The sequence below is a fragment of the Paenibacillus sp. J2TS4 genome (assembly GCF_018403245.1).
Lineage (GTDB): Bacteria > Bacillota > Bacilli > Paenibacillales > NBRC-103111 > Paenibacillus_L.
Map to the genome: position 1 here is coordinate 696,888 of NZ_BOSH01000001.1, position 18,423 is coordinate 715,310.

The 18,423-nt window shown below is 49.1% G+C and carries 14 protein-coding genes; 11 read left to right on the plus strand and 3 right to left on the minus strand.

From position 1 onward, the window contains the following. The first annotated feature begins 29 nt into the window (after window positions 1-29). The 5 genes from KJS69_RS03145 to KJS69_RS03165 all read left to right on the plus strand — a co-directional run bounded on the left by KJS69_RS03145 (window position 30) and on the right by KJS69_RS03165 (window position 5,706). Window positions 30-935 carry a sugar phosphate isomerase/epimerase family protein gene (locus tag KJS69_RS03145; protein ID WP_213581537.1) on the plus strand — a complete coding sequence of 302 codons (906 nt, stop codon included), beginning with the start codon at window positions 30-32 and terminating at the stop codon, window positions 933-935. 42 nt (window positions 936-977) lie between these two features. After that, a complete protein-coding gene (locus KJS69_RS03150; protein ID WP_249730327.1) occupies window positions 978-2,306 on the plus strand; it encodes an ABC transporter substrate-binding protein in 1,329 nt (442 codons plus the stop codon). A 155-nt stretch (window positions 2,307-2,461) separates the two neighbouring features. After that, window positions 2,462-3,220, plus strand: coding sequence for a carbohydrate ABC transporter permease (locus KJS69_RS03155; RefSeq protein ID WP_249730328.1), 759 nt, complete (start codon window positions 2,462-2,464; stop codon window positions 3,218-3,220). A gap of 32 nt (window positions 3,221-3,252) precedes the next feature. Beyond that, window positions 3,253-4,035 (plus strand): carbohydrate ABC transporter permease, encoded by a 783-nt coding sequence (locus tag KJS69_RS03160; protein WP_213581860.1) that lies wholly within the window; start codon window positions 3,253-3,255, stop codon window positions 4,033-4,035. A 363-nt stretch (window positions 4,036-4,398) separates the two neighbouring features. Then, window positions 4,399-5,706, plus strand: coding sequence for a nickel pincer cofactor-dependent isomerase, group 22 (locus tag KJS69_RS03165; RefSeq protein WP_213581538.1), 1,308 nt, complete (start codon window positions 4,399-4,401; stop codon window positions 5,704-5,706). A gap of 100 nt (window positions 5,707-5,806) precedes the next feature. Here the strand turns inward: KJS69_RS03165 and KJS69_RS03170 are convergent, their stop codons facing one another. Continuing rightward, on the minus strand, window positions 5,807-6,724 hold the full coding sequence (locus tag KJS69_RS03170) for a c-type cytochrome (RefSeq protein WP_213581539.1): 918 nt from the start codon (window positions 6,722-6,724) through the stop codon (window positions 5,807-5,809). 348 nt (window positions 6,725-7,072) lie between these two features. Here KJS69_RS03170 and KJS69_RS03175 point away from each other — a divergent pair, with 348 nt between their 5' ends. The 4 genes from KJS69_RS03175 to KJS69_RS03190 all read left to right on the plus strand — a co-directional run bounded on the left by KJS69_RS03175 (window position 7,073) and on the right by KJS69_RS03190 (window position 12,725). Beyond that, entirely contained in the window at window positions 7,073-7,762 is a 690-nt protein-coding gene (locus tag KJS69_RS03175) for a response regulator (protein WP_213581540.1), read from the plus strand. Further along, the gene (locus KJS69_RS03180) at window positions 7,759-9,141 is read left to right on the plus strand and encodes a sensor histidine kinase (RefSeq protein WP_213581541.1); all 1,383 of its coding nucleotides are present in this window, start codon (window positions 7,759-7,761) and stop codon (window positions 9,139-9,141) included. The genes KJS69_RS03175 and KJS69_RS03180 overlap by 4 nt, the downstream gene beginning before the upstream one ends. Window positions 9,142-9,231: 90 nt before the next feature. Next, window positions 9,232-9,921 carry an ABC transporter ATP-binding protein gene (locus KJS69_RS03185; protein WP_213581542.1) on the plus strand — a complete coding sequence of 230 codons (690 nt, stop codon included), beginning with the start codon at window positions 9,232-9,234 and terminating at the stop codon, window positions 9,919-9,921. Next, complete coding sequence (locus tag KJS69_RS03190; protein WP_213581543.1) at window positions 9,918-12,725, plus strand: ABC transporter permease; 2,808 nt, start codon at window positions 9,918-9,920, stop codon at window positions 12,723-12,725. Before KJS69_RS03185 ends, KJS69_RS03190 begins: the two co-directional genes overlap by 4 nt. A 291-nt stretch (window positions 12,726-13,016) precedes the next feature. Here KJS69_RS03190 and uraA read toward each other — a convergent pair whose 3' ends face one another. Next, a complete protein-coding gene (uraA, locus tag KJS69_RS03195; RefSeq protein ID WP_213581862.1) occupies window positions 13,017-14,285 on the minus strand; it encodes a uracil permease in 1,269 nt (422 codons plus the stop codon). Between the two features lie 185 nt (window positions 14,286-14,470). Then, complete coding sequence (locus KJS69_RS03200; RefSeq protein ID WP_213581544.1) at window positions 14,471-15,127, minus strand: ThuA domain-containing protein; 657 nt, start codon at window positions 15,125-15,127, stop codon at window positions 14,471-14,473. Between the two features lie 315 nt (window positions 15,128-15,442). Here KJS69_RS03200 and KJS69_RS03205 point away from each other — a divergent pair, with 315 nt between their 5' ends. Together KJS69_RS03205 and dtd are read left to right on the plus strand one after the other, a co-directional pair. Then, a complete protein-coding gene (locus KJS69_RS03205) occupies window positions 15,443-17,617 on the plus strand; it encodes a RelA/SpoT family protein (protein ID WP_213581545.1) in 2,175 nt (724 codons plus the stop codon). Between the two features lie 27 nt (window positions 17,618-17,644). Next, window positions 17,645-18,088 (plus strand): D-aminoacyl-tRNA deacylase, encoded by a 444-nt coding sequence (gene dtd, locus KJS69_RS03210; protein ID WP_213581546.1) that lies wholly within the window; start codon window positions 17,645-17,647, stop codon window positions 18,086-18,088. Window positions 18,089-18,423 lie beyond the last annotated feature (335 nt).

Below are 18,423 nucleotides of genomic sequence, written 5' to 3' on the forward strand. Positions count from 1 at the left end.
CTTTAAATTACATCAAAGGAGTTAACGGAATGAGCCATAAGAAACAAGCTAGAATCTCCGTTTTTCCAAAAGGATTTATGGAAGAACTGTCTGACGGAAGAATGGATTTATTTGAATGGATAGAGCTGGCGGGGAAACTAGGTGCCGACGGCTTGGAATTATATCCGTTGTTTTTGCAAAGCACCGGGGAAAGTTACCTCGCTAAAGTGAAAGCGGCTGCCAACCAGCAAGGACTGGCTATTCCGATGATGTGTTCCTCTCCCGATTTCACGCATCCTGATCCGCTGTTCCGGGTGAAAGAAATAGACAAGATGAAGGGCATGATTGATGTCATGGCCTATCTGGGACCGGAGGACTTTCGCAGCTGCAGAGTATTATCCGGGCAAAACAGACCGGAGCTTGCCAGGGAAGACGGAATTCGCTGGACCGTGGAATCCATCGCAGCTTTACTCCCATATGCCGAAGAGAAGCGGGTCCATCTGGTTATGGAAAACCACTACAAGGACGGATTTTGGAACTATCCTGAATTTGCTCAGCCAACGGATATCTATTTAGAAATTATCGCCCAAATTTCCTCGCCTTGGTTTGGAGTTAATTATGACCCGTCCAATGCCATATTTGCGGGAGAAGATCCGCTGAGACTGCTGGATCTGGTTAAACATCGGATGATCACGATGCATGCCAGCGACCGTTATTTAAAGGACGGATTTACTTTAGAAGATTTAAAGGATTATTCCGTCCAGGGTTACTCTGAGGCGCTGGCGCATGGCGTTATCGGCAAAGGGATTAATGATTACGATTACATCTTCCGCGTGCTGAAGGAAATCGGTTATGACAATTGGATTTCGATTGAAGATGGAGTAAACGGCTTGGGTGACCTTGAAGAATCGGTCCATTTCCTCCGCCTTAAGATCGATCAGTACTTAACCGTGTAGTGTAAAGAATTAGTATTTATTTTATAAAGGGGTGTTGGCAAGATGGGCAAGAGAATGAATAAGAAAAAAATAGCGGCAGCCGTTTCATTGGCAACGGTATTGATGGGGACGACCCTCGGATGCGGGGGCGAAGGCGGGGGAACGACGGAAGGACAGGCCGGGGAAGGGAAAAAGCCCTATGAAGGGGTTGCTCTCCGATTGGTTGGCGCCAACCATCCGTGGACGGAATCGATTAAACCGTTAATTCCCGAATTCGAAAAAGAAACGGGAATGACCGTAAATCTCGAACAATATTTTGAAGATCAGCTGACGCAAAAAATTACGGTGGAATTTACATCCGGATCGCAGAGTATTGACGTATTTATGATTCGCCCATTACAGGAAGGAAAGCAATTTGTGCAGAATGGCTGGGTGGCCACTCTGGATAAAGCCTCATCTGATCAGGAATGGGATTTGAATGATTTCACCAAATCATCGATAGGAAGCTTGCAGACTTCGGATCAAAAGCTGTTCGGCGTTCCCGTCGTGACCGAGCGTGAAATTCTGTATTATCGTAAAGATCTGTTTGAGCAGCATAATCTGCAGCCCCCGCAAACATTGGAAGAGATGATGGAAATCGCCAAGAAGCTGCATGATCCGAGTAATGAATTTTATGGTTTTGTTTCGCGCGGACAACGTTCGCCCGCCGTCACCCAATTCTCGAGCTTCCTGTATGCTATGGGCGGAGATTTCATGCAGGACGGCCAAGCGACGCTTAATACGCCCGAGGCTATAGAAGCCTTCCAATATTATGGAGATATGCTCAAGGATTACGGTCCTCCAGGAGTATTGAATATGAGCTGGCCGCAAGCGGCTGGTGTATTTGCCCAAGGGAAGGTTGCAATGTATACCGATGCGGACAGCGTCTTTCCGAACATGACCGACCCGAGCAAGTCGGAGGTTTCGGATAAAGTGGGCTTTGCCGTATTCCCGGCCGGGCCTAAAGGACAACATCCGTATAACGTCACTTCGTGGGGGCTCGCCATTAACGCCAAATCCAAACAGCAGGATGCTGCATGGGAATTTATCAGATGGGCTACGAGTAAAGAAATTACCGCTAAAGTTCAGGCTGAAGGGAATCCCGGCCCTCGCCAATCGGTATGGGAGACAGAAGAAGGTAAACAAGCATTCCCCGACGGTTTAGTGGACGTCATTAACCAGTCTAACGAAATCGGTAAAAGCTATGATCGTCCTTTGATCATTAATGTAGGCCAAGCCCGCGACGCGATCGGCTCGATTATTGTGAAGGCGATTACAGGCGAAGATGTGGCCAAGGCGGCGGAAGAGGCGAACAAGCAATTCCAAGAACTTTTGGATAAAGAGAGCAAGTGATACCTAATCCAGCATAGAAAAAGGTGATACCAATCGAACGGTGGGTTGAAAGACATATCAAACTGCTTTTTACACTCCCTGCTGTCTTATTTGTTGGACTCATGATTGTTTTTCCGATCGGTTACACCACGTATCTCAGTTTTTTTGATTGGAGCATGTCCAATCAACAGCCGCCCCAGTGGGTGTTTTTGGACAATTACAAGAAGCTGCTTTTGGACGATCCCAGGTTTTGGCCCGCTTTTTTCCGGACTTTTTATTTCACTCTACTGGCTATTATTATGGAAATCGTTCTTGGTGTGGCGATTGCAGTCATGTTCAATAAACCTTTTAAAGGTAAAAATGTTGTCAAAACGTTATTTCTGATGCCGATGGTGGCTACTCCGGTAGCCCTCGGCCTCGTCTGGCTCTTAATTTTTGAGCCGACAATCGGTTTTGCGAACCAGGTGCTCGCATTTTTGGGGATAGACCCTCAACTGTGGATTGCCTCGGAAAAGCAGGTTATTCCTGCATTGGCCCTGGTTGATATTTGGCAGTGGACGCCGATGGTGACTTTGATTACTCTTGCCGGCTTAAGCGGACTTCCGCAAGATTATTACGAAGCGGCCCAAATAGATGGAGCCAGCAAATGGCAGCAATTTTGGCGGGTGACCTTGCCTCTTATCCTGCCGACGATTTTTGCCGCCGCCTTGCTGAGGTCGATAGACGCACTCAAAACATTCGATATCATCTATGCGATGACTCAAGGGGGTCCCGGATTTGCTTCGGAAACGCTTAACATTTATGGATTTACATTAGGGTTTCAATATTTTCAGTTGGGATATGCTTCTTCCCTGCTAATGCTGTTCTTCTTCCTGGTTCTAATCATCAGTCTGGTCATCCTTGTTATGCGCAGACGAATCGAGGTGCTCCATTGAACAGGAAAACACGTTTACAGAACCGATTGCATATGCTTCTGGTCCTGGTAGTTACCTTTATGTTCTTGTTTCCTTTTCTATGGATGATTCTGGCTTCCTTCAAAACGCAGTCGCAGATCATGTCCAAAGGCTCGTTCCTGTTCTTCGAACCGACCTTCAACAATTACAAAAGCGTATTCGCCGAATACAACTACACGAAATATATCATCAACAGCTTTGTTGTCGGTCTGCTGTCGACTTTCTTCGCGCTCGTACTAGGCCTCCCGGCTTCGTATGCGATTGCCAAGTACAAGCAGCACGGCTTGGGATTGGTCATTCTGATTGCCCGAATCATTCCGGGAATTTCCTTTATGATCCCTTGGTTTATCATTTTTTCGAAATTGAATTTGGCCGATACGTATACCTCACTCATTCTGAGCCATATGCTTGTCGGCCTGCCGTTTATTATTTGGGTCATGATTTCGTTCTATGAGAATCTGCCTTCCGAGCTGGAAGAGGCCGCCAGGGTGGATGGCTGCACGATTCAAAGTGCATTTGTACGAATTTTACTGCCACTGTCTTCGCCGGGTATTATTACTTCATCGATTTTGGCCTTCATTTTTTCCTGGAATAACTTTATGTTTTCATTGGTTCTGTCCGGGGATAAAACGAAAACCTTGCCAATTGCTGTCTACAGCTTTATGTCTTACTCCGAGATCAACTGGGGCGGTTTGATGGCCGCGGCGGTGATCATCACCTTGCCTATCCTTGTTATCGCGCTTATTATGCAGCGGTATATCATAACTGGGATAACGGCGGGTGCGGTCAAAGGCTAACGTCAAGGGAGCTATACCGGCCATGCCGTCCCTGAAAGAAGCGGTGCGGTTCGCGGATACCAACCGCTAGTGGCTCCAGGAAACCGGATCCCGGTTTCCTTTGCGATCCCAACCGACAGATGATTACTTAACCATTTTGATTTCTATATATACACGGCACTAAAGAATTTATAGATCATGGAGTGGAGAAAGAAAGATGCTTCCAGGGCGAGTTTTGGCTTTGTATTCCTACCATCCGAAGGCCCATCCATATAGAAGGAATACAAAACAAGATGTTTGAAGCTTCGGAGGCACTTTCCTTCGGAACGGAATGATCGCTTTCTTTAGTGCCATTTATATTAGTAAGGTCCGGGAGGTTATCCGATGTTTGAAAATATACAGGTGAAGGTAGAGGGCGGATTCGATCTCCCTTTTCCTCGCATGATCCCAGTTAGACAGTACTTTAAAACGGATAAAATAAACCATATTCCGTCTGCAGTGAAAGAGCAGTTTAAACGACCGGAAGCAACTAAGCAAATTCGCGCCGGGATGAAGGTGGCGGTTGCCGTAGGCAGCCGGGGCATTGCGAACCTTAAGCAGATTACCGCTTCCGTCATCAGCGAACTCGTCCGCTTGGGAGCAAGGCCGTTCATTGTTCCCGCCATGGGCAGTCACGGGGGAGCGACAGCAGAAGGACAGCAGGCGGTGCTGGCGGAATACGGGATTACCGAAGAGGCTATGGGCTGTCCGATTAAAGCTTCGATGGAAACGGTGCTGGTCGGTACGTTGCCGGGCGGGATTCCTCTATATTTCGATAAGCACGCTTATAGGAGCGATGCGGTCGTAATCATCAACCGGGTGAAGCCGCATACCGATTTCAAGGGAAGGGTGGAAAGCGGTCTGCAGAAGATGATCGTAATCGGCCTCGGCAAGCATAAAGGCGCTTCTTATATCCACAGCCTCGGCTTTGACCGATTCCACGATGTCATTCCTGAAGCGGGACGAGCGTTGATCCAGGCGGCCCCTATCGCTCTAGGCGTGGCCATTATAGAGAATGCATATGATGAGACGTGTGACATTCAAGTAATGCCTGCGGAAGAGATTTGCGCGAGGGAACCGATTTTGCTGGAACAAGCGAAGAACATTATGCCCCGGCTCCTTGTCGATTCAATCGACGTCCTGATCGTAGATGAGGTAGGCAAAGATGTTAGCGGGTCCGGGATGGATCCGAACATTACCGGGCGGACGGGATCGGGCTTGACTCAAGGCTTCGATGCGGCTCCGCCGATTCAGAAGATCATCCTTCGCGATCTAACCGCGAAGACGCATGGGAATGCCGCCGGTTTTGGAATGGCGGATATAGTAACCCTAAGACTGTTCCGCAAAATAGACTTCGCCTATACGTACGCGAACTGTATTACATCCACAGCACTTCTCGGGGCCAAAATTCCAATGGTGCTGCGTTCGGATAAAGAAGCACTGGCCATAGCTATCAAGACCTGCAATCGGGTTACACCGGATACCGTCAAAATCGTCTGGATCCGCAACACACTGGATCTGCAGCATATTTATGTTTCGGAATCGTACAGGAGTTTACTCTGCAACCGAAGCGGCATAGATATTTTGGGAGAAGCGGAGGAACTTCTATTCGACGAAGAAGGGAATGTGATGAACCCCGTTTTTCGCCGCTGAATGAACCGGCTTTTTATTTTAAACAAACCTGTCCCGCGCAAAGAGGCTGATCCTATTCCTTGCGAGAATAGAATCAGCCTTAAGGCATGACTATGTCGGACTAGTTCAATATTTCCTCCCAATTAATCGTTCCGTTCTGAATCTGTTCACGGAGCTCTTTATTCATAATATCTTTAGGGCGTCCGCCGTTAGGCCAATCGGTATCGTGACCTTTCCATTCCGGACGATCCATCGAGAGTATAAATGCCGCTACGTTAGATACTTCCTGGTCGGTCAATGACCCTCCTTGCCCTTTAGGCATCGTGTTCATAATGTAACCGGCCAGCTTCGTCATCCGCGACAGTCCGGCTCCATCATTGAAGGAATTATCGCCCCACAGAGCAGGTCCAGTGCTCGATCCGGTTCCTGATCCGTCCACCCCGTGACAGGCCAAGCAAGATTGCTTATACAGCTGCTCTCCCTCCTCCAGATCAGGGATGGGCAAATGTTCGGTAGCATTTTGCATTCTCCAGGGGAGGTCCGCGCCTACCGGAATGCCATCCGAAATATAGGTTAAATACGCCATCATGGCACGCATTTCCTCACTGTCGTATGGAAGCTCCTCTCCGTTCATACTGCGGACCATACATCCGTTAATCCGGTCTTCCAATGTAAAGACAATTCCTTCCCGGGCACGATATTGCGGGAAAGCCGTCGTCACCCCGACAAATGGCGAGCTGTTCATGTCCAGACCCGCCCCGGCATGGCAGCTAATACAGGACAGCTTGTTTCCTACATAATCGGGAAGCATCGTATCGGTTTCACTAATTAACTGATAGCCGTATTTAATAGCTTCTCCTACAGGTCCTTCCGGCACGTCGTCGAGGCTAGGCGGATTGAATTTGATCTCCTCTTGGACAGATCCTGCCTGGGAGGCAGGCGCTGAATCTGGAATGTTCATTAATTCGGTTACCTTATAGCCGACTAAAAACGCACCCAGCACAAAAAATCCGATGATAATAGCGACGTTAGTTTTCATCCTTCTCTCCCCTTTATCCTGTTGTATATACTTTCACTATAAAGGAAGGCCGGTTCCACTACTGTGAAAAAAGTCACATTGTCCATTTAAATGGAAGCAGGATCAAGCGATTTTCATGAAATTTTCAAATCTCACTTTGCCAAACGAAGCGGTGTTTTTCTATTTCGTCAAGCACTCTATGTGAACGTTCACTCAACCGTCACTTATATTAACGCTCCGCTGCTGTGTTGATTGAACCCATTAATCTGATCATCAGAAATGGTATAATAGAGATCACGAGAATAGTTAGGGCTGGCTAGGGCTACGAGGTTGAATTCGATTTATTGGTGGGGATGAGGGGTAGAGCGGATGAACATTTTATGGGTCGAAGATGAATTTAAAATTGTCGAAAGAGTCGTTGCTTTCCTGGATCAGGAGGGATGCCGGGTCACCCATGCGTTATGCGCCGAGGCGGCATTAGATCTGCTGCGCAAACAATCGTTTGACCTGATCTTGATCGATTGGATGCTGCCCGGACAATCCGGAACGGATCTATGCAGGGAAGTTCAGCGGGAACGCAAAGTTCCAGTTATTATGCTGACGGCCAAAACGGATGAGTGGGATAAAGTGATTGCGCTTGAGATCGGGGCTGACGATTATATTACGAAACCGTTTGGCATGAGAGAGTTGCTGGCCAGGATCAAAGCGGTTCTGCGGAGGTCCGGCTCTGCCGGCATTACCGAAGATAAGGTGTTACGCAGCGGGTCATTGACGATCGATCCATTTCGGCATGAAGTGAAGAAGAATGACCAATTCATTTCGCTGACACCGACTGAATTCGAACTCTTGGTCACGTTAGCCGAACAACCCGGCCGAGTTTTCAGCCGCCTGCAATTGATCGATCAAATGTTGGGCGAGGTTTACTATGGTTACGAACGGACCATTGATTCTCACATCCGCAATCTTCGCCGCAAAATTGAGGATGATCCTGCCCAACCGCAATATATCGTTACGGTTTATGGGGTTGGCTATAGGTTTGGCGGAGGAGCTTTACCGTGATACCGCTGTGGAGAACAAGCAGGAACGGCCTCGCCATACGCAATAGAGGCTCCCTTCTGGCAGCGATGATCCTGGCGGTCTTCTGTGCTTTGACCCTGTACGCCGTGACTGCTTGGATTCAGAACAACACGGAGAATCAATATAAACGGCAGCAAACGATACAAACAAGCACCTACCTCAGTTCGCTCTATGAGCTGTATGGGAATTGGGAGCGGGTGATAGCAAAGCTGGAAACAGCACGGCAGGAGGAACTGCCCACTCCTTTGAATGAAATAGGCGGGAACCTGCAGATATGGTCTGCAGATAACGAATGGGTCTGGCCGCCTGTCGATCCACCGAATTCAGATCCTATTTGGAGCGAACGGCAGATTTTACTGTTAGACCGGGAAGTGGTCGGTTATTATCAAATGTCTTTTCCGGCTGGAATCGCCGGGAGTCCTCAACTGGTCTATTTTTCCCTTATTTTCGGACTGTTGATTTTCGTGGTCATTTACCTGATCATGCGAAACAAAGATGAGGCTCAAGCTCAATTACTTCACCGTCTATCCGATCAATTGACCCCGCTGGCTCAAACGCACCCGGAACACGTGACGAACCAGAGCAGTAAATCCGGTCAAATCACAATGCAAATGCTAGAAGCTGAAATCGCCAAAATCTCGCAGCGGCTGTATCGTCTGGAGACGATCCGCAAATCGATGGTCGCGGATATCGCCCATGAATTGCGGACCCCTTTGTCAGTGATGCGAACGCAATTAGACCATTGTTTAACCCAGCAAATCCCTCTGGATCTGACGCAGGCAGCTTTGCTGCAGGATGAAATCTATCGCATGAGCAAGCTGCTATCCGACTTGCAACAGCTGGCTTTAGCGGAATCCGGCCATCTGCCGCTTTATCCAACATGGTTCTCGCTGCGGAATATGATTCATGAGCTTATCGAGTTATTCGCCGTAGACGCAGAAGAAACAGGCGGGATCAGCATTGAGCTGCAGGGGGAAGGCAGCTTTCGCATCTATGCCGATGAAACTCGCTTCAGACAAATTTTGATCAATTTGATTGGCAATGCGTTAAGATATGCGCGTAGTTCGGTGCTGATCCAGGTATCCTTCGAAGCTGCGATGTGTACGATTGCTGTGACGGACGATGGGATGGGCATGGAGGAGGAAGAGCTCCCGAACGTTTTCGAACGCTTTTATCGGGGAACGATGAAACGCCGTGAAGCGTCGAACGGGTCGTCAACCGGGCTTGGGCTCGGTCTTCCGATCGTTAAGCAGCTGGTCGAGCTGCATCACGGAACCATTGCCGTCAATAGCAAATGGAATGTCGGAACAACCTTTCGGATTCAAATCCCCATATTTCATGATCCTGTAGCATCAGATTGAGGATCTGCACAACATCTTCATAATTCCTCCATCACTCTTTCATAATGTTTCGTTAAACTATGACTCACATTGCAATAAAGAGGTGTGAAGATGATTCAAGCAGAGCGACTTACTAAAATATTCGGTTCCGGCGGTTCAATGGTACGAGCCCTTAGAGAGGTGGATTTATCGATCGCCAGAGGAGAAATGATCAGCATTGTCGGACCGTCCGGCTGCGGTAAAACGACCTTGCTCCATGTCCTCTCCGGGATAGAGCTTCCATCAGAAGGAACAGTCGTCATCGACGGATTTGATCTGTATGGAGCAGCAGAAAAAGCACGCTCCGCTTTCCGTCTGAACAAGACCGGATTCGTGTTTCAATCCTTTCACTTAATTCCGGTATTAAACGCTTTGGAGAATGTGGCGCTCCCGCTGATTGGACAAGGAGTGCCATCAAAGAAAGCGCACGACAAAGCAAAAATCGCTCTAACCCAAGTGGGCCTCGGCGACAAGTTAAACGCTCGCCCAACCAAATTGTCAGGAGGGCAAAACCAGCGAATTGCGATTGCTCGCGCCATCGTTTCCGACCCGGTTGTCCTCTGGGCCGATGAGCCGACCGGCGCGCTCGACAGCCAGACATCCGAACAAATTGTCGGGCTGCTGCGGCACATCAACGAAACGATGGGTACGACGATCGTTATGGTCACCCATGATAAAAGCATCGCTGCCCAATCGGACCGGACGATCCGGATGGAAAACGGACGCATCATCGACCAAGGGGAAGCGAGGGCGGAACGATGAGAAGCATGCTGACTCCTTCCCTCGTGTGGCGTATGGCGTGGCGGTACCTGTGGACCCAGCCCCGCCAAACGCTGCTGACTGTGCTGGGCGGCTGCATCGGAGCTGCATTGATCATGGCAACCGTTGTCTTTTTTCAATCGTTTGATGAAAGTGGAAACCGCTGGCTGAAACAGCATTATGGTCCGATTGATTGGGAATTGAAGCCTCCGGCAGGAACCCAACATTTCACGCAAGAGGAAGTGCAGGCAATTGCCGAACGGTTACAGCCATACAATGTACAGCTACTGCCTGCTGTTATTTTTGAAACAAGCGTCAGCAAAGTCGACGGTCAGCTGCAGCCCGTGCAGACAGGTTTACGCTATTTGGCCATAGGAGTCGACTTTGCTCAAGCCGCTGAATTTGATCCCGATCATCCGCTTTGGGAGCTGTCTTTGTCTGCCGATCAAGTTATACTATCCGAAGCGATTGCGAAGCCACTCGGTCTCGTCGAGGGCGATACGGTGGCGATCCCTGATAAACGCGGAAACTCTCAACTTTTTCAAGTGAAGAAAATCGTCAAAGAAAAAGGCATGACCGGTTATAGGGGCCTATTCGCTGCCGAAGGAACCCTCATTATGGGAATCCGCCAGGCCCGAAATTTAAGCGCTACTCTTGACGGAGCCTTCACCTCCATCCTGGCTGGCCGGGAAGATTATGCATTAGCAGAACAATCGGCCGTACGCTTTCCGACCCCGCTGCCGTTGTTCGATCTGCATGAGCAGAAAGTAGCGGATGAAAACCAGGTAAACAAAATGAAACAGCGGCATGGGGCTATTTTTATCATTTGCAGCATAACCGCTATTTTGGCCGGAGCCTTGCTGATGATCCAAATTCTGCAAATGCTGGTCTATTCACGCAAGGAGTCCATAGCTCTGCTGCGTGCTCTCGGCTTTCAAAACAGACAAGTAAGAGCCATTTTTTTCATCGAAACGACATTAATCAACTTATTAAGTACGGGCGTAGGTATTGTGCTGGGAATACCGCTGGGCTTCGGCGTCATTCGTCTGTTTGAATGGTTTAATCAGGACCTGCTCTACGCCTATGGTGCAAACTCAATTCCTATTATGCCTTATGTATCTTTTGGCGGTATTGCCCTGTCTTGCGCTGCGGTTCTCGGGTTATTAACAGTTATCTCATTCGTCGCTTGTTACCGGATGGGCAAAATGAACATCGTACTTGCTTTGCGGGGGGATCAAGATCCGGAGAAAACAGGCGGCGGACAGTGGATTCGCAAGGGGCTGCGGATCGTGCTGACGGTTTGTGCTGCGATTATGGTGTGCGGCCATTTTATTCAATTTTTCAGCGGGAAAAGTTTAGAGATCATGATAACCAATACAGGATTTGTACCGCACCGATCGTTGTCTGTCTTAGCTTTATGGTTTGGGGCTTCAGTATCGATGCTGTATTTGGTCGTTCAGGGGCTGCCCTATATCCAGAAAGGGCTAAAACCGCTTTTAACCCGGATCGGTATAGGAGATGCGGCTCAAATATTGGCGTTCCGTTATCCGGCAGGAAATTATCGGCGCACGTTTATTGTCACGCTGTTATTTAGCTGCTGTTTCATGGTCCTAGTACTCATCTTGATCGTCACCCAGCACAACTATCGGGATATCAGCCAGAAATCGTATTCGATTCTCGGTTATCCTGCTTATATCAAGTACTATAGTGAGCAGGAGAAGCAGCAGATCTTAGCTGGTTTACAGCAGGACCCCGAATTGGCAGAGGCCGCTCAAAATCCGCCGGTGATGGAACCTTATATGCTTGGATTCGAGCCGAACGATGTCTTTCTGGATTTACAGCAGTTGAATTTGACGGTGCCAAGCGAGGCCTTTCTCGCGCATGGGGCACCCAAGCTGTCACAGCGTTCCCCGGCATTCGCTTCTGATGAAGAAGCCTGGGCGGCTGTGCTAAGCAACCCCCAGGCCGTTATTCTGGATCATAAATACAGCTACGAGATGAGTACCGCCCTCTCAAGGGAGCTGAATGTGGGCGATCATTTGACGCTTAACGTGTACAATAAACCGGCAGAACCTAACACACCTGATTTCGGAAAGCCTCGAAAAGTTGTCGATGCGATCGACATCGACATTATTGGCTTCGCCGATACTTCTACGGGGATGGAATTTTATAATGTCATGTTTGTCCATCCGCAAATTTACGACCAATTGAAAGAGCATGGATATCGTTGGGAGTATTTAAAGGAATCAGGGTATGTTCTGTTGTCTTTGCCCTCTAACGATCTTCGCGATCTGCGCAAAATCGAACAGCGCCTCGCCGCACAAGGGATCAAAGGCTTCTATTCGCCTGGGATTTCCAAGGCCGGAGAAGACATGAATATGATCCAAATGCTCTGGATTTTCATCGGATTTATGACCTTGGTGACTTTGAATATCGGTTTAGCCGGATTAGCGATCCTTCAATACCGCGCAGTTCAGGAACGAGCCAAGACCTTAGCGATGATGCGCTGTATTGGGCTTAGCATCCGACTGATTCGACAAATGCTGCTGCTGGAAGGAACAACGATCAGTTGGCTGGGTCTCTTGAATGGCTGCCTGTTCGGCTCCATCGGCGGTTACACGATCGTAAGATTGGCCGAATTGACTAAGCCGCCTACCTCGCCAGCCCTGTCATTTGATTATCCATGGGAGATCATCCTGCCCATTATCGGCACTTTAATGCTGATCGCTTTTCTGCTGAATCTGGCTCCTTCGCGAAAGATCACACGCTTATCTCCAGGGGAGGCCATTCGTTCGGCGAGCGAATAACGATGACGAATGTTTGAACCTTGCGGGTCGGGATGATTGGATTTCACTCGAATTTGAACTGGACTTGGAGGAAGCGGAACTGCATTTCATGTTCTATTCAGTTAACGATAAAGAAAGGACGGAGGAAATTCCGCTTCTTCCTTAGGGGTTTGTTCCGGTGAAACGAGGGCAGCGCGAAATTCATCTGTCGGACCGAATCTGGGGAAAGCGGAAGCAAAAGATGAACGGACAGGGGCATGCAGCTCCTGTCCGTTAGTCTATTAATCGACTTGCCTTAAGGCGATTCGTTTATTATTCCCGATCGTTAGACAGCTTCAGGACTTCCAGCAAGCGGAGGAACAAGCTGAGCAGAATCGCTACGATGGTCGCGAGCGCCATACCCTTCAGCTCGAAATTCCCCCATTTGAAGGCTGCTCCGCTAATTCCAATGACGAGTACAATGGTTGTCAGAATCAGATTGACCGGTTTCGAATAATCGACCTTGGACTCGACCAGCATCCGGATGCCCGACGCCCCGATGACTCCGAACAGCAGGAGGGAAATGCCGCCCATGACCGGTTCCGGGATAGTCATGATGAGTGTGGACAGCTTGCCTGAGAAGGACAGGATAATGGCGAAAACCGCCGCACCGCCGATGACGAATACTGAATACACCCGGGTGAGAGCGAGCACACCGATATTTTCTCCGTAAGTCGTGTTTGGTGTCGAGCCTACGAAACCGGAGATGATCGTTGAGATCCCGTTTCCAAGCAGCGATCGATCGAGTCCGGGCTCCTTGGTTAAATCTTTGCCAACGATGTTGCCGGTTACGATCAGGTGGCCGATGTGCTCAGCGATAACGACCAGCGATACGGGCAAGATAACGGCTATACTGGCCCAATCCCACTTGGGGGTATAAAATGTAGGCGCAGCAATCAAGCTCGCCGCATGCACTTTGCCGAATTCGACAAGACCGAGCCGATACGCTACGAAATAGCCGACGATAATTCCGATCAGAATCGGAATTATCTTCAGGAAGCCGCGGAAGAGAACGTTGCCGAGCACAGCGACCAGCAGCGTCACCATCGAAGCGGTGACCACTTTGGGATCGATGCTCCATGCGGACGATGGAATATCTTCGGGCTTGATCAGTCCGGCCATCCGCGCGGCCGTCGGAACAAGCTCAAGACCGATAACGGCCACGATTGCACCCATGGCGGCAGGGGGAAAGACGACATCAATCCAGCTGGTGCCGACCTTGCGAATTAGAAGTGCGACAAGCGAGAAGATGACTCCCGTTATGATGAATCCTCCCAACGCCATCTCATAAGACCCGTTGTTGTTCAGAATGACGAATACGGGAGACAGGAACGCAAAGCTGGAACCGAGGTAAGCGGGGATTTGCCCTTTACAAATGAACAGATACAGCAAAGTGCCTATTCCGTTCATCAGTAGAATAGTGGCCGGATCGACCTTGAACAGGATCGGGACCAGCACGGTCGAGCCGAACATCGCGAACAGATGCTGCAGGCTCAACGGTATGCTTTTGATGAGGGGTGGACGCTCGTCCACTCGGATCATGCGCTGCAAGAGACATCCTCCTTTTAATTTTCGATAGGAATAATTAGGCTCATACTAAAAGCCCCTCGAATATATTATCAGAACGGAGGCCGGTTGACATTAGTTTTTTCTCCATTATGGAAATTTTAGCGGTAAGGCTCTTATCCTTCATAATCAAAAGGGGACTTTATATACGACCTCGCCAGTTAATCTTGACGGGTAGTCCAACGGATGGAATTAGTGATCAGGCGGATCATATTCGGATTAGCCCATGTTTCTGCTGTATGCCCGGGAGTCAGGACACAGACTCGGCCTTTGCCATACGGGTGGGCCCAGACCGCGGGCGCCTTCTCGCCATTCTCTGCAACCAGCTCTGCTAAAATAGCCGTATCTGCATCTCCATCAATAAAATACTGTTCATCCGTGATTTCCCAATCGGAGATTCCGGAGGTGACGGGGTGGTTTTCGGAATCCGTCATCTGGACCAGCAGCTTGTCGGTTCCGGGCGGATGGTGGGTGAACGTTCCTTTGACCAGCTTGCGGTAAGTCCCGTCCTTCGGGTATTGGGCCAACCCGGAATGGATCGCTATCAATCCTCCTCCTTGGTTTACGTAGCTCGCTAATTGCTGCTGACGCTCTTCCGGGCACCAGAGTCGGTCTGTTCTTATCCCATTCTCTACAAGCAGCGCGTCGCGGCCAATGACAATACCGTCGAACGAATTTAAGCGATCCCACGGAAATTGCTCTACGTCAGTCGATATTTCCAGATCGCAAGGGACGGAATCGGCCGAAGCCGTCAAAGGAGCGCGGGATCGTTCCGCAGGATGATAGCGGTCTTCAAGCAAAGCAAATAGTTTAATCATTTCGGTTCCTTCTTTCGTCTAATTTTTGGATAAAAATCCTGTATAAATAATATTTAACTAATATAAAGGAATAACAGCCTGTCTACACTGTTGGCTTCCTTATAAATGGAATGGTAGGGCACATTCCTTCGGAACGGAATGACCGCTTCCTTTAGTGCCACACAGATAGCCTAATAATACAATAAATAGTTGGGCTCGGGAACCTGTGCACAGCCGATCCCATCGAGCAATCGGGGAGTTTCGACACGTTTCTTGACGGGATGCCTATTGAGGTTCATAATGGATTAAAATCATCGAAACGGAAAGGGTTTAGGAATGGGGATCGAGCTGTTACTTGAGAAGGCATCAACCTATTTAAAAAATAGCGACCTGAACAAGATACAAGAGGCCTATGAATTTGCCGAACAGGCTCATCACGGTCAGGTAAGAAAATCGGGAGAGCCTTATATCCTGCATCCGCTTGCGGTAGCCGAAATCTTGGTAAAGATGCAGATGGATGCAACCTCAATCATCGCCGCTCTTCTTCATGACGTTGTGGAGGATACGAGCGTTTCATTAGATATGCTTCGGGATAAGTTTGGAAATACATGCGCTATGCTGGTGGACGGCTTAACCAAGCTGGAAAAGATTCAGTTCAAGTCCAAGCAGGAGCAGCAGAACGAAAATTACCGCAAAATGTTTGTCGCCATGGCTCAGGACATCCGCGTGATTCTTATTAAGCTGGCCGATCGGCTTCATAATATGCGGACGTTGAAATTTCAATCTGAGGAGGCCCAGCGGCGGATTGCAGATGAAACCCTCGAAATCTTCTGTCCGATTGCCCATCGGCTAGGGATTTCTGCCATTAAGTGGGAGATGGAAGATATAGCTCTCCGTTACCTGAATCCTCAGCAGTACTACCGGATCGCGAACCTGATGCAGAAGAAGAGAACAGAGCGAGAGCGGTATATTCAGGATGTCATCGTTAGAATTAAAGAGAAAGTGTCCGAAATGGGCATCGAAAGCGATATATCGGGACGTCCCAAGCATATTTACAGTATTTATAAAAAGATGACCTCGCGCAGCAAGCAATTCAATGAAATCTACGATCTGCTGGCCATTCGAATCATCGTTGACAACATCAAGGATTGTTACGCCACGTTGGGGATCATCCATACTTTGTGGAAGCCGATGCCCGGCCGGTTCAAGGATTATATTGCGATGCCCAAGGCCAATATGTATCAATCACTGCATACGACGGTTATCGGTCCCAAGGGAGAGCCGTTGGAGGTTCAGATCCGGACGTGGGAAATGCACCAGACGTCCGAATATGGAATTGCCGCCCATTGGGCTTATAAGGAAGGCTCCGCCGTTCCTTCCGGCAGTTTTGGCGAGAAGATGAATTGGTTCCGGGAGATTCTGGAGCTGCAGAACGAAGCCCGCGATGCTTCGGAATTTATGGAATCGTTGAAGATGGATTTCTTCAGCGACCTTGTATTTGTATTCACCCCTAAGGGAGAGGTTATTGAGCTCCCGGCCGGTTCGGTCCCGCTCGATTTTGCCTATCGCATTCACACCGAGGTAGGAAATCGGACGATCGGGGCGAAGATCAATGGGCGGATCGTTCCGCTCGACTACAGGCTCAACAACGGGGACATTGTAGAAATTTTGACCTCCAAGCATTCTTACGGACCGAGTCAGGATTGGCTTAAGATTGCGAAATCGTCCCATACGAAGAGTAAAATCAAGCAATGGTTCAAGAAGGAAAAGCGGGAGGAAAATATCAATAAAGGGCGCGAGGCGATAGAACGGGAATTAAAACGGCTCGCCATAGACCCTGCAGTGTGGATGACGGACGATAAGATGCTGGAGGTTGCGGGGAAGTTTAATTTTAACGACATTGAGGACATGCTGTCGGCGATCGGATTCGGGGGAATTACCGCGGCCCAAATCGTTACCCGGCTGACCGAGAAATTACGCAAGGAAGAGAGCGCCCCTCTTCAGTTAACCCATGAAATCAAGGAAGTCAAATCAGCTCCCGAGAAGAAAAACCGGCCTACGCATGGGGTGCGGGTTAAAGGAGTGGACAACCTTCTCGTTCGTTTTGCCCGCTGCTGCAACCCGGTTCCCGGAGACGATATCGTAGGGTATATTACCCGAGGTCGCGGGGTATCGGTTCATCGAACCGACTGCAGCAATATTCCTGCTCCGGAAGGGGAAGAGGGGAACCGGATAATAGAGATCGAATGGGAGGACTCCGTCGAGGCCAATTACAGTGTGGAGATCGAAATTACCGGTCACGATCGGCCTGGTTTGCTGAATGAGGTGCTGCAGGCGGTCTCCGAAAGCAAGACCGTCATCTCTGCGGTTTCCGGCCGTTCGGACAAGAACAAAATGGCGCTCATCCACATGACGATTCTGATCCGAAATATAGATCACCTTCATTCTGTCGTTGAAAAAATCAAACGGATCAAGGACATTTATTCCGTTCAACGGATTATGCAGTCGTAGACTACTCGTAAGAAAAGAGGCATAGACGTGAAAATAGTAGTACAGCGCAGTAAAGAGGCTTCAGTCACCGTGGACGGGGAAATCGTGGGAAGCATCGGCCGGGGTCTCGTTCTGCTGGTCGGAATAACTCATGATGATACCGAAGAGGACGCCCGCTATGCGGCGGACAAAATAGCCGGGCTGCGAATATTCGAAGATGAAGAAGGCCGGATGAATCATTCGGTGACCGATACGGGCGGACAAATCTTATCTATCTCTCAATTTACGTTATACGGAGATTGTCGCAAAGGGAGAAGGCCTAATTTTATGGCCGCTGCCCGTCCGGAACAGGCGGAACCGCTGTATAACAAGTTAAATGAACTGCTGCGAGACAAAGGCTTGACCGTCGAAACCGGTCGATTCGGTGAAATGATGGACGTCCAATTAGTTAATTGGGGTCCTGTTACTTTTATTGTGGATAGTAAGCTATAGAGTCGTTGCCGCAAGGACCCCGGGGTCCCTTTTTTTAAATTGCGTGTCAAGGACGCCGCAGGCGTTTATTATTACTTTTGCAGGTAAGGGTTTCGTTGGCAGAGTATTTATTTAGCAAGCGGGAATATTAAACGACATAAACATTGACTTCGGGTCAAAAGGAGATGTCTGCGTGCGCCGTTCTGTCAAGGAAGAGATAGTGCTCCTCTCTCAGATGACGAGCTTCCCCGTTCCTTATCACGAGGCGATATCTTCCTTGTCTCTTAACGGGTCGTCCGAGGACAAGCCATCCTGTAATTCAGCTTCAGAGACAATGAAGTGGGTTCCGCGTAAAA

Bases quoted from the DNA above. Each gene is read 5' to 3' on its own strand.
- KJS69_RS03145 (WP_213581537.1), top strand. From the start codon at position 30: ATGAGCCATAAGAAACAAGCTAGAATCTCCGTTTTTCCAAAAGGATTT.
- KJS69_RS03150 (WP_249730327.1), top strand. From the start codon at position 978: ATGGGCAAGAGAATGAATAAGAAAAAAATAGCGGCAGCCGTTTCATTG.
- KJS69_RS03155 (WP_249730328.1), top strand. From the start codon at position 2,462: ATGTCCAATCAACAGCCGCCCCAGTGGGTGTTTTTGGACAATTACAAG.
- KJS69_RS03160 (WP_213581860.1), top strand. From the start codon at position 3,253: ATGCTTCTGGTCCTGGTAGTTACCTTTATGTTCTTGTTTCCTTTTCTA.
- KJS69_RS03165 (WP_213581538.1), top strand. From the start codon at position 4,399: ATGTTTGAAAATATACAGGTGAAGGTAGAGGGCGGATTCGATCTCCCT.
- KJS69_RS03170 (WP_213581539.1), bottom strand. From the start codon at position 6,724: ATGAAAACTAACGTCGCTATTATCATCGGATTTTTTGTGCTGGGTGCG.
- KJS69_RS03175 (WP_213581540.1), top strand. From the start codon at position 7,073: ATGAACATTTTATGGGTCGAAGATGAATTTAAAATTGTCGAAAGAGTC.
- KJS69_RS03185 (WP_213581542.1), top strand. From the start codon at position 9,232: ATGATTCAAGCAGAGCGACTTACTAAAATATTCGGTTCCGGCGGTTCA.
- KJS69_RS03190 (WP_213581543.1), top strand. From the start codon at position 9,918: ATGAGAAGCATGCTGACTCCTTCCCTCGTGTGGCGTATGGCGTGGCGG.
- uraA (WP_213581862.1), bottom strand. From the start codon at position 14,285: ATGATCCGAGTGGACGAGCGTCCACCCCTCATCAAAAGCATACCGTTG.
- KJS69_RS03200 (WP_213581544.1), bottom strand. From the start codon at position 15,127: ATGATTAAACTATTTGCTTTGCTTGAAGACCGCTATCATCCTGCGGAA.
- KJS69_RS03205 (WP_213581545.1), top strand. From the start codon at position 15,443: ATGGGGATCGAGCTGTTACTTGAGAAGGCATCAACCTATTTAAAAAAT.